General features: G+C 40.1%; 17 protein-coding genes. 8 read left to right on the top strand and 9 right to left on the bottom strand.

What is annotated here, in order from left to right; all coding sequences use genetic code 11:
• Positions 1-47: 47 nt before the first annotated feature.
• Positions 48-2,318, bottom strand: coding sequence for a formate C-acetyltransferase (pflB, locus tag ACXITR_RS11020; protein ID WP_457997272.1), 2,271 nt, complete (start codon positions 2,316-2,318; stop codon positions 48-50).
• A gap of 179 nt (positions 2,319-2,497) precedes the next feature.
• On the opposite strand from pflB, the gene glcD reads away from it, so the two are divergent.
• From glcD to ACXITR_RS10990, 6 genes are all read left to right on the top strand, one after another.
• Positions 2,498-3,964, top strand: coding sequence for a glycolate oxidase subunit GlcD (glcD, locus tag ACXITR_RS11015; RefSeq protein WP_457997271.1), 1,467 nt, complete (start codon positions 2,498-2,500; stop codon positions 3,962-3,964).
• A gap of 186 nt (positions 3,965-4,150) precedes the next feature.
• The gene (locus ACXITR_RS11010; protein WP_457997270.1) at positions 4,151-4,612 is read left to right on the top strand and encodes a CBS domain-containing protein; all 462 of its coding nucleotides are present in this window, start codon (positions 4,151-4,153) and stop codon (positions 4,610-4,612) included.
• Positions 4,613-4,792: 180 nt separating this feature from the next.
• Positions 4,793-5,461 (top strand): phycobilisome degradation protein NblB, encoded by a 669-nt coding sequence (gene nblB, locus ACXITR_RS11005; RefSeq protein WP_457997269.1) that lies wholly within the window; start codon positions 4,793-4,795, stop codon positions 5,459-5,461.
• Between the two features lie 144 nt (positions 5,462-5,605).
• On the top strand, positions 5,606-6,700 hold the full coding sequence (locus ACXITR_RS11000; RefSeq protein WP_457997268.1) for a tetratricopeptide repeat protein: 1,095 nt from the start codon (positions 5,606-5,608) through the stop codon (positions 6,698-6,700).
• An 88-nt stretch (positions 6,701-6,788) separates the two neighbouring features.
• Positions 6,789-7,739: an undecaprenyl-diphosphate phosphatase gene (locus tag ACXITR_RS10995; RefSeq protein ID WP_457997267.1), complete on the top strand. Its 951-nt coding sequence runs from the start codon at positions 6,789-6,791 to the stop codon at positions 7,737-7,739.
• A 38-nt stretch (positions 7,740-7,777) separates the two neighbouring features.
• Positions 7,778-8,974 carry a DNA double-strand break repair nuclease NurA gene (locus ACXITR_RS10990; protein WP_457997266.1) on the top strand — a complete coding sequence of 399 codons (1,197 nt, stop codon included), beginning with the start codon at positions 7,778-7,780 and terminating at the stop codon, positions 8,972-8,974.
• Between the two features lie 111 nt (positions 8,975-9,085).
• Here ACXITR_RS10990 and ACXITR_RS10985 read toward each other — a convergent pair whose 3' ends face one another.
• Positions 9,086-9,877 carry a TrmH family RNA methyltransferase gene (locus tag ACXITR_RS10985; protein WP_457997265.1) on the bottom strand — a complete coding sequence of 264 codons (792 nt, stop codon included), beginning with the start codon at positions 9,875-9,877 and terminating at the stop codon, positions 9,086-9,088.
• Positions 9,878-10,070: 193 nt separating this feature from the next.
• Here ACXITR_RS10985 and atpD point away from each other — a divergent pair, with 193 nt between their 5' ends.
• Both atpD and atpC read left to right on the top strand, forming a co-directional pair.
• Entirely contained in the window at positions 10,071-11,519 is a 1,449-nt protein-coding gene (atpD, locus tag ACXITR_RS10980; RefSeq protein WP_457997264.1) for a F0F1 ATP synthase subunit beta, read from the top strand.
• Positions 11,520-11,651: 132 nt separating this feature from the next.
• Positions 11,652-12,056: an ATP synthase F1 subunit epsilon gene (gene atpC, locus ACXITR_RS10975; protein ID WP_457997263.1), complete on the top strand. Its 405-nt coding sequence runs from the start codon at positions 11,652-11,654 to the stop codon at positions 12,054-12,056.
• A gap of 119 nt (positions 12,057-12,175) precedes the next feature.
• Here atpC and ACXITR_RS10970 read toward each other — a convergent pair whose 3' ends face one another.
• The 7 genes from ACXITR_RS10970 to ACXITR_RS10940 form a co-directional block, all read right to left on the bottom strand.
• Positions 12,176-12,868 (bottom strand): 4'-phosphopantetheinyl transferase family protein, encoded by a 693-nt coding sequence (locus tag ACXITR_RS10970; RefSeq protein ID WP_457997262.1) that lies wholly within the window; start codon positions 12,866-12,868, stop codon positions 12,176-12,178.
• A 109-nt stretch (positions 12,869-12,977) separates the two neighbouring features.
• Positions 12,978-13,745, bottom strand: coding sequence for a tetratricopeptide repeat protein (locus ACXITR_RS10965; RefSeq protein ID WP_457997261.1), 768 nt, complete (start codon positions 13,743-13,745; stop codon positions 12,978-12,980).
• 37 nt (positions 13,746-13,782) lie between these two features.
• Positions 13,783-14,235 carry a hypothetical protein gene (locus tag ACXITR_RS10960; RefSeq protein WP_457997260.1) on the bottom strand — a complete coding sequence of 151 codons (453 nt, stop codon included), beginning with the start codon at positions 14,233-14,235 and terminating at the stop codon, positions 13,783-13,785.
• Between the two features lie 25 nt (positions 14,236-14,260).
• Positions 14,261-14,746: a 2Fe-2S iron-sulfur cluster-binding protein gene (locus tag ACXITR_RS10955; RefSeq protein WP_457997259.1), complete on the bottom strand. Its 486-nt coding sequence runs from the start codon at positions 14,744-14,746 to the stop codon at positions 14,261-14,263.
• A gap of 50 nt (positions 14,747-14,796) precedes the next feature.
• Positions 14,797-15,471 (bottom strand): V4R domain-containing protein, encoded by a 675-nt coding sequence (locus ACXITR_RS10950; protein WP_457997258.1) that lies wholly within the window; start codon positions 15,469-15,471, stop codon positions 14,797-14,799.
• A 28-nt stretch (positions 15,472-15,499) separates the two neighbouring features.
• Positions 15,500-15,973 carry a phycobilisome protein gene (locus tag ACXITR_RS10945; protein ID WP_457997257.1) on the bottom strand — a complete coding sequence of 158 codons (474 nt, stop codon included), beginning with the start codon at positions 15,971-15,973 and terminating at the stop codon, positions 15,500-15,502.
• Positions 15,974-15,987: 14 nt separating this feature from the next.
• Positions 15,988-16,422, bottom strand: coding sequence for a hypothetical protein (locus ACXITR_RS10940; protein ID WP_457997256.1), 435 nt, complete (start codon positions 16,420-16,422; stop codon positions 15,988-15,990).
• Positions 16,423-16,474: the final 52 nt, after the last annotated feature.

Below are 16,474 nucleotides of genomic sequence, written 5' to 3'. Positions count from 1 at the left end.
ATCTCCCCCACGGAGGAGGAGAAAAAAGATGGAAACGAAAATCAGAACTATAATTGAGCGTGGAACGTACGGTTAATTACGTCTAACTGTTGCTCACGGGTGAGTTTAATGAAGTTGACGGCATAACCTGATACCCTGATGGTAAGCTGAGGATATTGTTCAGGATGATCCATGGCATCAAGGAGAGTTTCTCGATTTAGGACGTTAATATTGATATGGTGTCCCGTATCGTGGAAATAACCATCTAACATACCCGCAAGGTTATTAATCCTTGTTTCTGGAGTTTTACCGATCGCCTCAGGTACTATAGAGAAGGTATAAGAGATACCATCTTGAGCATCTTCATAGGGTAGTTTCGCTACAGAAGCCATAGATGCGATCGCACCGTTAGTATCCCTGCCGTGCATTGGGTTTGCCCCAGGGGCAAAAGGTTCCCCAGCTTTTCTGCCATCGGGAGTGCTACCCGTTTTTTTACCATACACCACATTAGAAGTGATAGTTAACACCGACTGAGTAGGAATAGCATTACGATAGGTTTTATTTTTGCGTACCTTATTCATAAACGCCGTCATAATATTAGCAGTGATGGTATCCACCCGATCATCATTATTCCCAAACTTAGGATAATCACCTTCCACCTCATAATCTACAGCCAAACCAGCCTCATTACGGATAACTTTTACCCTGCTGTATTTCATGGCAGAAAAAGCATCTCCCACCACCGACAAACCCGCAATACCACAGGCCATGGTGCGGTAAACATCCCGATCATGTAATGCCATCTCAATCCGTTCGTAAGAATACTTATCGTGCATATAGTGGATGACATTCAAAGTATTAACATACAACTTGGCTAACCAATCGATGAGGAGATCAAATTTTGCCGCTACCTCATCATAATCAAGATATTCCGAAGTAATGGGAGCGTAAGCTGGGGCAACCTGCATCGCTGTATTTTCATCCTTACCGCCATTAATGGCATATAACAAAGCCTTGGCAAGGTTTACCCTTGCACCGAAAAACTGCATTTGTTTACCAATACGCATGGCTGACACACAACAGGCGATACCATAATCATCTCCATACTCAGGGCGCATCAAGTCATCGTTTTCATATTGAATGGAGCTAGTATCGATAGAAACCTTAGCCACATAACGTTTAAAAGCTATGGGTAATTTTTCTGACCATAAAATGGTTAAGTTTGGCTCAGGGGCAGGACCTAAGTTATAAAGGGTGTGAAGGAAGCGGAAACTGGTTTTTGTCACCAAGGGGCGTCCGTCTAAACCGACACCGCCAATAACTTCCGTTACCCATACTGGATCAGCGGCGAATAATTGGTTATACTCAGGAGCTCGTAAAAATCTTACCATGCGCAATTTGATCACAAATTGATCAAGTAATTCTTGAGCTTCGGTTTCGGTAATTACTCCCTTGTCTAAATCCCTTTTGATGTAAATATCGAGGAAAGTAGATACACGCCCCAAGGACATAGCTGCGCCGTTTTGTTCTTTTACTGCGGCTAAATAACCAAAATATAGCCATTGCACCGCCTCGGTGGCATTAGTAGCAGGGTTACTGATGTCAAAACCATAACTACTCGCCATCTCTTTCAATTCTTGGAGGGCTTTGATTTGTTCGGTGATTTCTTCCCGTAGGCGAATGGTATCTTCATCCATCAAATCCATTTCAAGGGAGAGGAGTTGATTTTGTTTATCTTGTATGAGGAAGTCCACGCCATACAAAGCCACTCGGCGATAGTCACCAATAATTCTACCCCTACCGTAGGCATCGGGTAAACCTGTGATGATACCTGATTTACGGGCTTTTCTCATTTCCGTGGTGTAGGCGGAGAAAACACCGTCATTATGGGTTTTACGATATTTATTGAATATATCATGAACTAAGGGATCGATGGTATATCCATAGGCTTCCAAGGATTTTTCCACTACCCTAATACCACCATTGGGCATGATAGCCCGTTTGAGGGGTTTGTCGGTTTGTAAGCCGACGATTTTTTCTAAGTCTTTATTTATATAACCAGCCCCGTAGGCGTTGATACTAGAAGGGATTTTGGTTTCTGCATCCAATACTCCTTTTTCTCTTTCTTGTTTCATCAATAATTTAACCTCTGTCCACAGATTATTAGTGGTAGGGGTTGCATCGCTTAAAAATGATTCGTCGTCGGTATAAGGGGTATAATTGCGTTGGATAAAATCTCGGACGTTAATTTCTTGTTGCCATTTTCCGCTCTCAAATTCTTCCCAGATAGGGAATTTTGCTGTAGGGTTGGAGGCGGTTTTGTCTGTCATCATTACCATATGTTGCGATCTAGCTTTTGTCTTTTGGTAGCTAGTCCTCCTTACTCCTATTATACTCTTTGGGTCTAGGGGCGATCGTTTAGTTTTGTAAATGAGTTATTTTGGTTAATTTTTGCCATTGCTAGTTTATGGGATGCTATGATCTTACTCAAAGCTATTTTTAAGGATCAACAAAGTCCATGGTTCTCAGCATTACTCGTAATAAGTGGCAACCGATTATCAAGCAACTAGAAGCGGTTTTAGGTAAAAAAGGGGTTATCAAACGTAAAGAAGAATTACTCACCTACGAATGTGATGGCTTACCCCAATATCGTCAACGCCCTGCCCTTGTTACCCTACCGAAAACCACAGAGGAAGTAAGTGCGATCGCCCGTATTTGCCATGAAAACGACATCCCATGGATAGCAAGGGGGGCAGGTACAGGATTATCAGGGGGGGCCCTACCCGTAGAGGACTGCGTATTAATCGTTACTGCCCGTATGCGAGAAGTCTTAGACATTGACTATGAAAACCAAAGAATAATAGTACAACCCGGCATCATCAATAACTGGGTAACCCAAACCGTCACGGGAGCAGGATTTTATTATGCCCCAGATCCCTCTAGTCAGATCATTTGTTCTATAGGGGGCAATGTAGCCGAAAACTCGGGGGGTGTCCATTGCCTAAAGTATGGCACCACCACTAATCATGTCTTGGGTTTAACCATCGTCACCCCAGAAGGAGATATAGTAAAAATAGGAGCTAAAGTGCCAGAAACTCCGGGTTATGACCTCACAGGCTTATTTGTAGGCTCAGAAGGCACCCTAGGCATCGCCACAGAAATCACCCTCAAAATACTGAAAACCCCCGATTCCATCTCCGTAGTCTTAGCAGATTTTAACAGCATCGAAGAAGCAGGAAACGCCGTTGCCGAAATTATTCGAGCAGGAATTATCCCCGCAGGCATGGAGATGATGGACAATTTTAGTATCAATGCCGTAGAAGATATTGTGGCTACTCAATGTTATCCTCGGGATGCCCAAGCCATTCTTTTAGTTGAATTAGACGGTTTAGAAGTAGAGGTAAAAAACTATAAAGAAAAAGTCGGGGAAATTTGTATAAAGTGCGGTGCTAGAACCATTACCTGTGCTGAGGATGCCCCCACCCGCCTTAAATTGTGGAAAGGTAGAAAAGCCGCCTTTGCCGCCATGGGCAAAATTAGCCCTAATTACTTTGTGCAAGATGGAGTAGTACCCCGATCGCAATTAGCCTCAGTATTAAGCGAAATAAGTGCCTTAGGAGAACAATATGGCTACCGCATCGCCAATGTTTTCCACGCAGGGGACGGAAATTTGCACCCACTCATTTTATACAACCAAGCGGAAGAAGGAAGTTTTGAAAGGGTAGAAGAATTGGGGGGAGAAATCCTCAAACTTTGTGTAAAAGTAGGGGGTAGCATATCAGGGGAACATGGTATCGGTAGTGATAAAAAATGTTATATGGCGGATATGTTTACCGAAGCAGACTTAGAAACCATGCAATATGTGAGAAGTGCTTTTAACCCCAAAGGATTGGCTAACCCTGACAAAATCTTTCCGACTCCTCGCACCTGTGGAGAATCAGCCAACGCTCAAAAATCAGAATTTAAAGGTATTCAAGCATTTTAGATATTTGGGAAATTAAGGCTTGATTTTTATTCTAATTCAGGGGAATCAAGGCAAAAGATGATAATTGTTCATTGTCAACTACTTCTATCCATAATCAACATTTTGTTAATTATTTAACGGTTTTGTTTATCAAGCCCTCGATTTTGATAAAATTAAGAGTATTAAGATACTTTTTTATATAAAAAAATGAATAAAACCGTTGGCGACATAATGACACCTTCACCCATCACGGTGAATCCTGATACTGCCCTTCAAGATGCCATTACTATTTTGGCTCAGAAAAAATTAAGTGGTTTACCCGTCGTCGATAAGGAGAATAAATTGGTAGGGGTAATTTCGGAGACTGATTTAATGTGGCAAGAAACTGGGGTTGAACCTCCCCCCTATATTATGATTTTAGATAGTGTTATTTATCTACAAAATCCTGGACGCTATGAAAAAGAAATCCATAAAGCCCTGGGGCAAACGGTAGGGGAAGTAATGACGAATAAACCTATTACCGTTAAATCCGATGATACGGTAAAAAGGGCAGCTCAAATTCTCCATGAGAAAAAAATTAGTCGTTTACCCGTGGTTGATGGTAATGATAATGTGGTTGGTATTGTTACCCAAGGGGATATTATTCAGGCGATGGCTTTGGATAATTAATTAAATACTTTTATAGTAGTAATGGATTATTAATTATAGAATATGACGCAACAGGCACTATAATCTAGTATTTTTACTTTATTGGTTGTTAGTTTTCAATTTTTTTAAATTTTTCATGAATGATTAATCAGACTCTTATCAAGGTTACTAATTACAAACCATAATAAAAAAAATATACATATGAGTAGTACACCAGAATCAGTTAAAGCACTTCTCTATTCCGAGGATTTTGGCGATCGCATCAGGGGCATTAATGAATTAAGAAATCTGTCCATTGATGATGCTTTTGCATTAATTATCCCCGTGATTAAAGATGATAATGTCAGGGTAAGATATGCAGCGGTGTCGCAACTAGACACCCTTGGGGGAGCAGATTTAGCCAAAAGTAAAGAAGTATTGTTAGATCGATTGTACAACGATCCTGAGTCCGATGTGCGAGCGGCAGCGGCGGATGCCATTGCAGGACTAAAAATGACGGAGGCTTATCCAGACTTGGAAAAAGTATATAACAGTACCGATGATTGGTTAATTCAATTTAGTATTGTGGCGGCCCTCGGAGAATTGGGGGATACTCGAGGATTTATTCTCCTAGAAAAAGCTCTCAACTCTAACAATGCTTTGCTTCAAACCGCCTCTATCAGTGCATTGGGTGAATTGGGAGATAATCGAGCCATAGATTTACTTGTGCCTTTTGTGGATAACGATGATTGGCAAATACGCCACCGTCTTGCCCAAGCCTTGGGAAGATTGGGGGGAGAAAAAGCTCAAACTACTTTACAAAAGTTAACACAGGACAAATCCGACGCCGTAGCCGAGGAGGCAAAAAACTATGTGAATAGTGGGAGTTAGCCCTTGGGTGTGGATAATTGACACGATTATTTTTTGTTAGTTTAATTTCCTCACTTCCCTTTTTCGATAAAAAAATCTCCCCCATTTGACTTTTGGGTTTGCTACTATTAAGATTCATTAAGTCAACGTGGAGATTTATTAACAGTGAACAGAAAATTTCTGAGTCAATTAACCCTTTCATTAGTAGTTGCTAGTACAGGATTACTTGGTTTAATGTCTTCGGCAGAAGCACAACAGAAGGCAGCGAAACAGCTTAGTTTCCAACAAAAAGAGCAACTCTATGAGTTACTAACCCAAGGTAGGCGTTATATTGACAGCGGAGATTTAAATAACGCCCTGAATGCCTATCGTCAAGCCTCTAGTATTGATGAGACTAATGCCCGTATTTTTTCAGGAATGGGCTTTTTGTATGCAAGTAATGGAGATTTTCCTGCTTCGGTTAGGGCTTATCGTCAAGCGGTTTCCCTTGAGCCTGATAATGCTAATTTTTACGGTGCTTTGGGTTATACCCTCGCTAGAAGTGGTGATGATAGTGAAGCTATGAAGGCTTATAGTCGTGCTTTACAGTTAGAGCCGAATAATGTGGAGTATCACCTAGCATTAGGGGTAATTTCCCTTAGAAATGGACAACATGAGGCGGTGGCAAAACATTATCAACAAATTCTTGCTTTGAATGTCACCGATGAGACTGCCTATGATATGATGGCGACTTCTTTGTATCAGCAGGGTAAATATGAAAGTGCGATCGCACTTTTAACGGAAGCTATCGGTAAATTTCCCCACAATACAGACTTGCAAGTAAAATTAGCCACAGCCTATTTTCAACAGGGCGATGCCGCTGAGGGTTTAAAAAAATTAGAAAGTTTACACGTCAGTAACCTCAGTGATGCCAATGTCATCTTGAAAATGGCAATGTTATATGAACAAAATGAAGACTGGGAAATGGCTTTAAGTGGCTATAGAAGGGCAGCGAATATAGATCCTAACTCCGTGGTTGCCCATGGTAGTATTGCTAGGGTATTGGAAAGACAAGGCAATAATATTATGGCCATTGTAGCTTATCGTCAGTTTATCGAAATAGCTCCCCAAAATCCCTATGGTTATCACCGTTTAGGAATGCTTCTCAAGGAAAGAAATCGCCATGATGAAGCCCAAGAAATGCTCAAAAAAGCGGAATTAATTTATCAACAGAGGGGAGATATGGCTTCTGCCCAAGAAATTAAGGAAATTTTAAAGTAAATTAATTGACAATGCACCGTTGACCATAGACAATGACAGTCTAATTGGTTTTCCTTGCTCAATTACTGAATTATTTATTACTTATTCAATGTTTACAAAGTCTCAATCATCGGTTTTTACTTGGGTTTCTGGCATTTTAGGTGGCTTGATGGTAGTGGTATTAAGTCAAGGGGTTGGTGTCGCCCAAGATTTGGTGGTTGAGATAAATAACCCCCCATTAAATTTTTTTCAGGCGTTTTTTTTGGGTTTTGTGCAGGGAATAACGGAATTTTTGCCCATTAGTAGCTCTGCCCATTTAAAGGTAGTACCCATGGCACTGGGCTGGGGAGATCCGGGGGTTGCTTTTACTGCTATTATCCAATTGGGTAGTATTTTGGCGGTTATTTGGTATTTTTGGCAGGATTTAAAGGATTTAACCCTTGGAATGCTCAAGGCATGGCAAACAAAAAACTATGATACCCATGAGTTTAAAATCGGTACGGGGATTCTGGTTGGTACTATTCCTATCTGTGTTGCAGGTTTGGGTATTAAGCTATTTGTGGATGATTTTGATGGCTCTGCGGTGAGGGGGTTGAGTGCGATCGCCCTTGCCTCTATAATTATGTCTATCCTCCTTGCTGTGGCTGAAAAATTTTGCTACCCCAAAAGGAATTTTGATGACCTTTCGATCAAAGATGGTATTCTGATGGGATTAGCCCAAACCCTAGCCCTGATACCGGGTGTATCTCGTTCAGGTTCAACCATTACCGCTGGATTATTTATAAATTTAGAACGCTCTACGGCGGCTAGATTCTCTTTTCTGTTAGGAATTCCTGCCATTACCCTAGCGGGTTTAGTGGAATTAAAAGACGTTTTAACCGTAAATTTAACCAGTGAATCCATAATGCCCTTGGTTGTAGGCACTATTTCCTCCGCCATTTTTTCTTACCTTGCCATCGCTTGGTTAATTCGCTTCCTACAAAAAAAGAAAACTTGGATTTTTGTCTGGTATCGTCTCGCATTTGGTTTAATTATTCTAGGAGCAATCTTTTTTAATTAATCTCCATTGCCCATTCCCTATTCCCCATTGCCCTGAAAATGCTTGATATAGCCAAATTAGCCCGACAAATGCCCCCCATAGGGCAACAAATGCAACAAGATGCACAAGCTAGTCTGAAACGGCTAGAAATGGCAGAAAAACTTTTTTTTGAAGCAAATAAACATCAGGATAAGCTAATTAAAGCACAGGAAGTATGGGGCGATCGCCTGATATTCTCCCCTGGTACTCCCGTAGAATCCTTAGACACCGCCATCGATATACCCGATGCCCCGTCCAACCATAGTGTTTTTTCCAGTGATGGCTCCCAAATAGCCCCCTCCCACCACGAAATAATCTATTGCTACCTAATTAATATTGGTAGGATAATGCTTCACTATGGGCAAAATCTTCATCCCCTACTCGATAGCATTCCCGAAATTTATTATAAAACAGAAGACCTTTACGGCTCAAGGAAATGGGGCATTCGTACCGAAGAATGGATGGGGTATCAGCGCACCATCAAAGAAGTGCAAATATTAGCGGAGATGGCTTGTACATGGGTAAATCCCCCCGGTGCCCATTATAATATCCCTAATTTAGCCATGACAGATGGCTCATTGGCTTACTGGTTTTTGGATAGTTTGCCCACCGAGGCTAGGGAAGAAATTTTAAACCCCGTCATCGAATCTTGGGAGCAATTAAGAGAAAGTAAAATTCCCATCGTGGGTTATATCAGTGCATCCCGTAGCACCGAAGCCATTAGTTTTTTGCGTCTTATGGCTTGTACCTATGATGTGCCGAATTGTAGCAATTATTGCTCCTTGGATAATGAAAAAAATCCTTGTCAAAAAATAGAGCCTCTGCGGGATAGCAGTTTATGGAATAAAATTTTACAACCTCGCCAAAGAAGTGCAATTTTCCGTAGTAATACCCGCATTTTAGATTTATACCCTGAAAGTCAAAAAACCCATTTCTGTTACCTTCACGGCGGAGCAGAGGTGGCTAGAGTGGAATTTCCCCAGTGGGTAGCAGAGGACTCAAAACTGCTAAATCAAGCCCTGAGTATTACCCTTACCCAAATCGATAAAGGTTTTGGTTATCCCGTTGCCCTCGCTGAAGCCCATAATTTGGCGGTGGTTAAAGGGGGCGATCGCACTCAATTTTTTTCCCTCATCGAAGATCAGATGTTAAGATATGGGGTGCGCAATGTGGGTGTTTCCTATAAAGAAGCCCGTAAACGGGGGAGCATAGCTTAAGATAATTGATAATTGATAGTGAAAAATTATAGCGTTTTTTATACTATGAGTTATATTTATTATTGCCAAGTCCCTTTATTAAGGGGGATTTAGGGGGATCGTATTGCTCTATCATTTTTTACCTATTCCCTGCTGTCTTTGGGATTCTGCAAGAAAAATAGCCGTTGCGATCGCCACGTTGAGGGACTCCACACCGTTAAGCAAAGGAATTTTTACCCCATGGGTTGCCAAAGACGCTAATTCAGAAGATAAACCCTGGGATTCATTACCCATTAACAAAATTGTTGGTAAAGAAAAATCTATTTCCCAAGGAGTTTTATCCCCCTCCAAGGAAGTAGCAATGATTTGATAACCCTTTTCCCGATAACCTGCCACCAAACCCATTAAATTATCCTCCGCCCTCGCATTAACCCTAAACCATTCCCCCACCGAAGCCCTCATCACCTTAGGATTATCCAAATCCACACTATCCCCACTCAACCACAACATATCTACCCCCATGGCTACGCTCGACCTGATGATAGTGCCTAAATTACCAGGATCTTGTAATCTTTCTACCACAACCCCCAACTTAATATTTTCAGGATCTTGATTTTGGCGATGGTGACGGGGTGCAGTAGCCAATACCCCATCAGGATTTACCGTAGTCGCAAGGGACTTAAGAATTTCATCACTAACAATTTCCACCCTTTGGGCTTGATTTTGTAAACTTTGGGCAAGTAAATAATTTTTGTTCTGCCACAGAGGCGTAAATAATAGGGTGTCAAGGGGATAGTTAACCTGAGAAGCCACCTCCAACAAATTTGTCCCCTCCAACAAACAAAGATTTTGCCGATGTCTTTCGGCAGGGCGTTGTAACTTGCGTATCTCTTTGACAAGGGGATTTTTTAGACTACTTAACACAATTTTAGGGGAATAGGGAATAGGGAATGGGCAATGGTGACGGAAATTGATATTTATTACCAAAGTTACTCAAAAATAACTCAATAACTATGGGGAATTAGTAGAAGATTGATGCCACAGCATGATAATCTTAAAGGTGGCAAATTTTATTATAAATTAAACTTTACGAAAGTAAATAACACAAAAAATCAGCATGGTTGCAACAAAAGAAAAAACTAACGTCGGTAAAATCACCCAAGTAATTGGGCCGGTGGTTGATGCTGAATTTCCTAGCGGCAATCTTCCCCGTATTTATAATGCGCTCCGTATCGAAGGCACTAACGAAGCAGGACAACCTATTGCAGTAACCTGTGAAGTACAACAACTTTTAGGTGATAACCAAGTTCGTGCAGTTTCTATGACTACTACCGATGGTTTGGTAAGAGGAATGGAAATTGTTGACTTAGGTAAGCCTATTAGTGTACCTGTGGGTAAAGCTACCTTGGGACGTATTTTTAACGTTCTAGGTGAAACCGTGGACAATAAAGGTCCTGTTAACACCACTGAAACCTCCCCTATTCACCGCAAAGCCCCTGCTTTCACAGATTTAGATACTAAACCTACCGTATTTGAAACTGGTATTAAGGTTGTTGATTTATTAACTCCTTATCGTCAAGGTGGAAAAATTGGCTTGTTTGGTGGTGCTGGAGTTGGTAAAACCGTTATTATGATGGAACTTATCAATAACATCGCTATCCAACACGGTGGAGTATCTGTGTTTGGTGGTGTGGGCGAGCGCACCCGGGAAGGTAATGACCTTTACAATGAAATGATTGAATCTAATGTAATTGATTCTGAAAACCCTGAAAACTCCAAAATCGCCCTCGTTTATGGTCAGATGAACGAGCCCCCCGGAGCTAGAATGCGTGTGGGTTTATCGGCTCTTACCATGGCGGAATACTTCCGTGATGTAAGTAAACAGGACGTATTACTATTCATTGATAATATCTTCCGTTTTGTACAAGCAGGTTCTGAAGTATCTGCACTTCTCGGTAGAATGCCTTCTGCGGTAGGTTATCAGCCCACCCTAGGTACTGATGTAGGAGATTTACAAGAGCGTATTACCTCCACTAAAGATGGTTCTATTACTTCTATCCAAGCGGTATATGTGCCTGCGGATGACTTAACCGATCCTGCCCCTGCTACTACCTTTGCTCACTTAGATGGTACTACTGTATTATCCCGTGGTTTAGCTTCTAAGGGTATTTATCCTGCGGTGGATCCTTTAGATTCTACTAGCACCATGTTACAGCCTAGTATTGTGGGTGAAGAGCATTACAACACTGCCCGTGCGGTACAATCTACTTTACAACGTTATAAAGAGTTACAAGATATTATTGCGATTCTTGGTTTGGATGAATTATCTGAAGAAGATCGTTTAACTGTTGACCGTGCGCGCAAAATTGAGCGTTTCTTGTCTCAGCCTTTCTTCGTTGCTGAAGTATTCACTGGTAGCCCCGGTAAATATGTTTCCCTCGAAGATACTATCAAAGGTTTCCAAAGAATCCTCTCTGGTGAATTAGATCATTTACCTGAACAGGCTTTCTACTTAGTTGGTAACATTGACGAGGCGATCGCCAAGGGTGAAAAGCTCAAAGGTTAAGGACAACTAGCAAGACACTCACGGGTTAATTATTCGGAGTGATTATGGAAGGAAAGGCAGGAAAATATTAATTTTGTCTTTCCTTTTTTCAAGAAAAATAAAATTATAAGTATTAAATTTTTAGTTTCAATTATGACTTTAACAGTAAGAGTAATTACTCCAGACAAGACTGTTTGGGATCAAGATGCTCAAGAGGTAATCTTACCTAGTGGCACTGGACAGTTAGGGATTTTAACTAATCACGCTCCCCTTTTAACTAGCCTTGACATCGGGGTTTTGAGAGTACGCACCGAAAAAGATTGGAAATCCATCGCTGTGATGGGTGGTTTTGCTGAGGTGGAAAATAATGAGGTCAAAATTCTCGTTAATGGTGCTGAGTTAGGAGAATCCATCGACAAAGAAAGCGCCAAAGGTGAATTAGAAACCGCTGAGGATGAGCTAAAATCTGCTAATGCTAGTGGCGATCGCCAAGCACAAATCAAAGCAAACTCTAATTACAAAAAAGCAAGAGCTAGACTTCAAGCAACTAATAGCTAAATATAATTTACGGTAGGGTGGGCAATGCCCACCATAAAAATTGACAATTGTTTATGGTATTTGTAATACGACACTTTAATGAATAGTAGTCATTTAAACCTTTGATAATCTAACAACGATTAAGAGAAAAAACCTATTTCTTTTACTTCCTTAAAAGTCAACTGCTCAGGTAACATATTTCTAGTTTTTATCGCCACCGAAACCAAGTAATCATCCTCTACTTTTAAGTTTTTTATCTGCCATTTTGTTCTAATATTTGCAGAAATAATCTCCACTTCTTCACTCAAGAAATTATAACTTAATTCAATAGTATCTAGCCCCCCAGATAAACCTTCCCCAGTGGCTTTTAAATAGGCTTCTTTTGCTGTCCATAAGGTATAAAATAGCTTTGGCTCATTTTCTTGATTTTGTTTGATGATTAAGTTAAATTCCCTAGGGCAAAAAAATCTTTTAGCTAGTTCTTTATATTTAACTTTTTTTTTAATATTTTCTATATCAATCCCTATTAATTGGTCAGAAATGCCATAAACAATCCAGTTATCAGTATGGGATAAATTAAAATATAAATGGGGATAATTTTCTAAAAAAGGCTTTCCTTTTTGGCTATAATTAAAACTAATTTTATCTGGATTTATGTTGAGATATTTACTTAAAAGAATCCTTAGATTTGCCCTAGCGATACAAGTGCGATCGCCCTGTATTTTATTCTTAAAACGTTGGATTTTATCCAATTCATCTGGTGATAAAAGAGATCTCAAATAGGGTAAATCAGACAAAAAATTATCAGTATTTAATAAAAAAAGATCAAGCATCGAAAAAATTTACAATAAAAAAGCCCTTCTATTTCCCGACTTTGCAACTAATTTTTAACAAGGGGTTTAAACCCCTTGCTCCCTGATACCCCACAAAAATAAATAAAAACTAAGAAAATAACTTTGTCCCGATCAACATTTTGCCATTGCTACCATTACCATGGGAACTGATTTCATGGACATTTCTACTCATTTCTCTGGCTTGGTGATAACTGTCAATTTCTCCTTTTTCAAAATATAGTAAAGAAGCCTTACGTAAGTCATCCACAGCTTTTTGTTTTTCTCCAGATTCTAAATATAAAATACCCCGTTTATGGTAAGCCTCCGCATAATCTCTATCTTGCTTAATAGCTTCCGTATAATCGGCGATCGCCCCTGAAACATTGCCCAGCTTACTATAACTATTCCCCCTTTCAAAGAAGAAAATAGCAGAATTAGGCTTAACCCGTAACTCTTGGGATAGGCTTTCTACCTGACGTAAATTACTAACAATTTCCTTTATCTCCCTAGTCTCTGCATTCAAAGCACTAACATTTTGGTCTAAACTATCCCTAACATTGTTTAAACGCTCATTAAAGCCTAGTTTCAAATCCTCTATCTGATTACCAAAATCAGCCTTACCCATCACCATCGCCTCCTTCAATTCCCCATGATTAGCTTCCACCATGGTATATAGAGACTCTATTTTTTGTTGTTGAGCATTAAAAGCGTCAATCAATCTTTCCTCCGACTGCTTACGGCTAAAAACATTACAACCAACCCCCACCGTAGAAGCCACCGATAAAGGAATGATTTGACCAGTAACCGCCGAGGCGATCGCACCTAGAGCCGTAACACCTAAACCCACATAACCCAAAACATCAACTTGCTTATCCATAACCTTAAAACCTCTCTTAAATAGTAACAATAAAAAATTAAACCAAAACCGCACAATTAAGCTCAAAAATAGGAATAGCCAACTTAGCCTCCTCAGGAGTCAAAAACTCAGCAATAGCCTTGAGCATCACATCATAAGTATCAACATTATCATCCTCAAACTTATAAGCCTTAGAAATAGTTTGAAACCAGAGCAACATATTAGTACGTAAACGCTCCATATCATCAAACAACAAAGCCGCCGCCGAATAGCGCAACAAATCGACCATATCACGCTTACAAGTTACATAAAAATCCTTAAACTCAGGATTACGTTTTTGCTTACCAATCCGAACCGCCTCAATAATATCCTCCGCACCATCCCTAATTTTGACATAGGCACTCATGCGTAAATCCTTAGTAGCAAAATAGTTATCCAAAAACCTTAACTCATAATCCTGTGCATAGCGTCCATCAGCCTCAACCGTTAAATCCGCAAATTGTTTTAACATAACAGCAACTCCTATATTTTAAAAATTAAACAACATCTTCCGTTTGAGCAAGATAACTATTAACCTCACCCTTAGTATTTTGTAGCTGAGAAATCATCGAACGAGTAATCAACTTACCCTCCTCCACCAAAATCTTTCCAGAAATAGGGTGAAGAATATTTTTCTGAGCGCGTCTGCCAATCAAAGCATCCACATCATCAATTTGGCTCAAATACATCCCAGAAGGTAACTCAACCACCACCCCCTCGCCGATAACCCTAGCCTGACAAGCAAGACGAGAATTCATCTTACAAGTAGTAATCACCTCCAGAGTTCTTTTTTCCCGACGATTAAGGGGCGATAAACTGTCCATTCCTTCCTTGATGTAAACGTGACAAGTGGAACACATACCCCGTCCTCCACACTCTTGCATCACATCCAAATCATTTTTTAGCAAACCAGATAAAAGATTATCATTAGTCTGAATTGCCGTTTCCGTACCGATAGGATCTAACTTGATTGTTTTTGCCACAACTTTTAAATAAACCTCTAAAAACTCAACTACTTATTTTTGCAAAAAGATTATAAACTGGTCATCTCACTACGGGAAAGCCGCTCCATAATAGTTGGATGATCATGTCCCTCCTCTAACCATCCTTCCGTCAACTTAATTCTTTCTGCCAAACCAATGACAAAATAATTAGCCTCAGCCCCCATCGACTCACAGCTAGTTTGTACACAGCCCAAATCTTCCCCCGTCAACTGACTAAAGAAGGAACTTAAAATTCCCGCTTCGGGTTGACAAGAAAAATGCTTATCCTTAGGAGCAGCGGCGGCAAAAGGAGAATTGATCGTTTTCACCACAATAAAACCTTGGGGATAATAATCAAAATCAAATTCTGCCACCCCCCAACCGTGGGTTTTCCAACATTGTTTGAGGCAACTAATAAACTCCGCCATCTCCATTTGAGCAAGGGGACGCTCATAATATTCGCTCACCTCATTGATAAAGCGACGATAAAAACTTTTCCCCCACCAACGACCGCAATTATGGAGTACCACACTAGAAGCCTGTCCAATTTCCTCCTCCAAACCGTCATAAATTCCCTGTAAAAGCACCTCGGGCAGGGCAATTAAACGAGAACCTTGGCGGGTTTCTAGTAGTCCCAACTCAAAATCACCTTGTACATAGGCATCAGGGGAAAAATAATTACCCTTAAGCGGTTTTTTCTCGACTAAATCTGCAATAGAAATCATTAATTTATCTCCTATATCTAAATATTCTTTAAACCCTTACGCCATCTTTAACTAAATATTCCTTAGCTTGATTCAAAAACGGCTCTAAATCATTCATCTGAGAAGCATTAAGGAAATTTTTTAGTTCTGCAACTAACAGAGAATGAACTGCGGAGTCAATGGATTGAGACTCCCTAGCCTGAACAATATCCGTTAGCCATTCCAAAAGACGACGTTCCAGAAATTCAGGATTATTAAGTAACATTGCCATGGCGCTATATCTAGTAATTAATAGCCAATGTTGTAAAGAAGTTTCTAGGGCTTTTTCTTGACTATCGGAAAATTTAGCTACCAATTTATCAGCGACGATTTGGAAAATTTCAATTTCCCTATCCCTTAAAAGGCGATAAACTTCCATTTTGCTCTGAAGGCTATTGATGCAATTAGAAAAAGTTTCTAAATCATCCCTTTGTAAGTAGTTGAACTCTGCTTCGTGGATTAGTTGTTGTAATTCTGGGTACATAGTTTTATCCTTAGTTAAAATAAATCAGATAAATCATTCATTTTCAATTCCGAGAAAGGAGGAGTGGAGGTTTCTAATTTTTTCTCGATAATTGGTTTTTGGGCAATATTCGTCTTAGGGTCTTGTGTTTGTACTCCTGCCCAAGGAAACCTTTGAAAAAAATCTCCCACTTTCATCTGTAAAGAAAGGTTAGTAATAATAGGTGAATCACTATCAGTGTTGTTGAGATGGGAAGTGTAGGCAACCATTTTTTTGATGCCCTTCCAGTTATGGTGAGTGAAAAATTCTTCTACTCTTAAATTAAGGTTCGGAATAAAGTCATCTGCATTAATTACCTCTTGGGTTGTTGTGGGAACAGATGAAGGTTGATTTCGTTTAATACCGCGCCAATTGGCGTTGGAGAAGAATTGCTCAACACTGATGTCAGAAAATGTTGGTGTTAAGCTCATATAATTTTCCCGATTAGTTGAAGTTGTGTAATTATTAAACAGTTATGGAAAA

Source organism: Cyanobacterium sp. (assembly GCF_054166785.1).
This window is presented reverse-complemented; position numbering and strand designations above follow the sequence as displayed.

Bases quoted from the DNA above. Each gene is read 5' to 3' on its own strand.
- ACXITR_RS10965 (WP_457997261.1), bottom strand. From the start codon at position 13,745: ATGGATAAGCAAGTTGATGTTTTGGGTTATGTGGGTTTAGGTGTTACG.
- glcD (WP_457997271.1), top strand. From the start codon at position 2,498: ATGGTTCTCAGCATTACTCGTAATAAGTGGCAACCGATTATCAAGCAA.
- ACXITR_RS10940 (WP_457997256.1), bottom strand. From the start codon at position 16,422: ATGAGCTTAACACCAACATTTTCTGACATCAGTGTTGAGCAATTCTTC.
- ACXITR_RS11010 (WP_457997270.1), top strand. From the start codon at position 4,151: ATGAATAAAACCGTTGGCGACATAATGACACCTTCACCCATCACGGTG.
- nblB (WP_457997269.1), top strand. From the start codon at position 4,793: ATGAGTAGTACACCAGAATCAGTTAAAGCACTTCTCTATTCCGAGGAT.
- atpC (WP_457997263.1), top strand. From the start codon at position 11,652: ATGACTTTAACAGTAAGAGTAATTACTCCAGACAAGACTGTTTGGGAT.
- ACXITR_RS10970 (WP_457997262.1), bottom strand. From the start codon at position 12,868: ATGCTTGATCTTTTTTTATTAAATACTGATAATTTTTTGTCTGATTTA.
- atpD (WP_457997264.1), top strand. From the start codon at position 10,071: ATGGTTGCAACAAAAGAAAAAACTAACGTCGGTAAAATCACCCAAGTA.
- ACXITR_RS10950 (WP_457997258.1), bottom strand. From the start codon at position 15,471: ATGATTTCTATTGCAGATTTAGTCGAGAAAAAACCGCTTAAGGGTAAT.
- pflB (WP_457997272.1), bottom strand. From the start codon at position 2,318: ATGGTAATGATGACAGACAAAACCGCCTCCAACCCTACAGCAAAATTC.
- ACXITR_RS10945 (WP_457997257.1), bottom strand. From the start codon at position 15,973: ATGTACCCAGAATTACAACAACTAATCCACGAAGCAGAGTTCAACTAC.
- ACXITR_RS10990 (WP_457997266.1), top strand. From the start codon at position 7,778: ATGCTTGATATAGCCAAATTAGCCCGACAAATGCCCCCCATAGGGCAA.
- ACXITR_RS10995 (WP_457997267.1), top strand. From the start codon at position 6,789: ATGTTTACAAAGTCTCAATCATCGGTTTTTACTTGGGTTTCTGGCATT.
- ACXITR_RS10960 (WP_457997260.1), bottom strand. From the start codon at position 14,235: ATGTTAAAACAATTTGCGGATTTAACGGTTGAGGCTGATGGACGCTAT.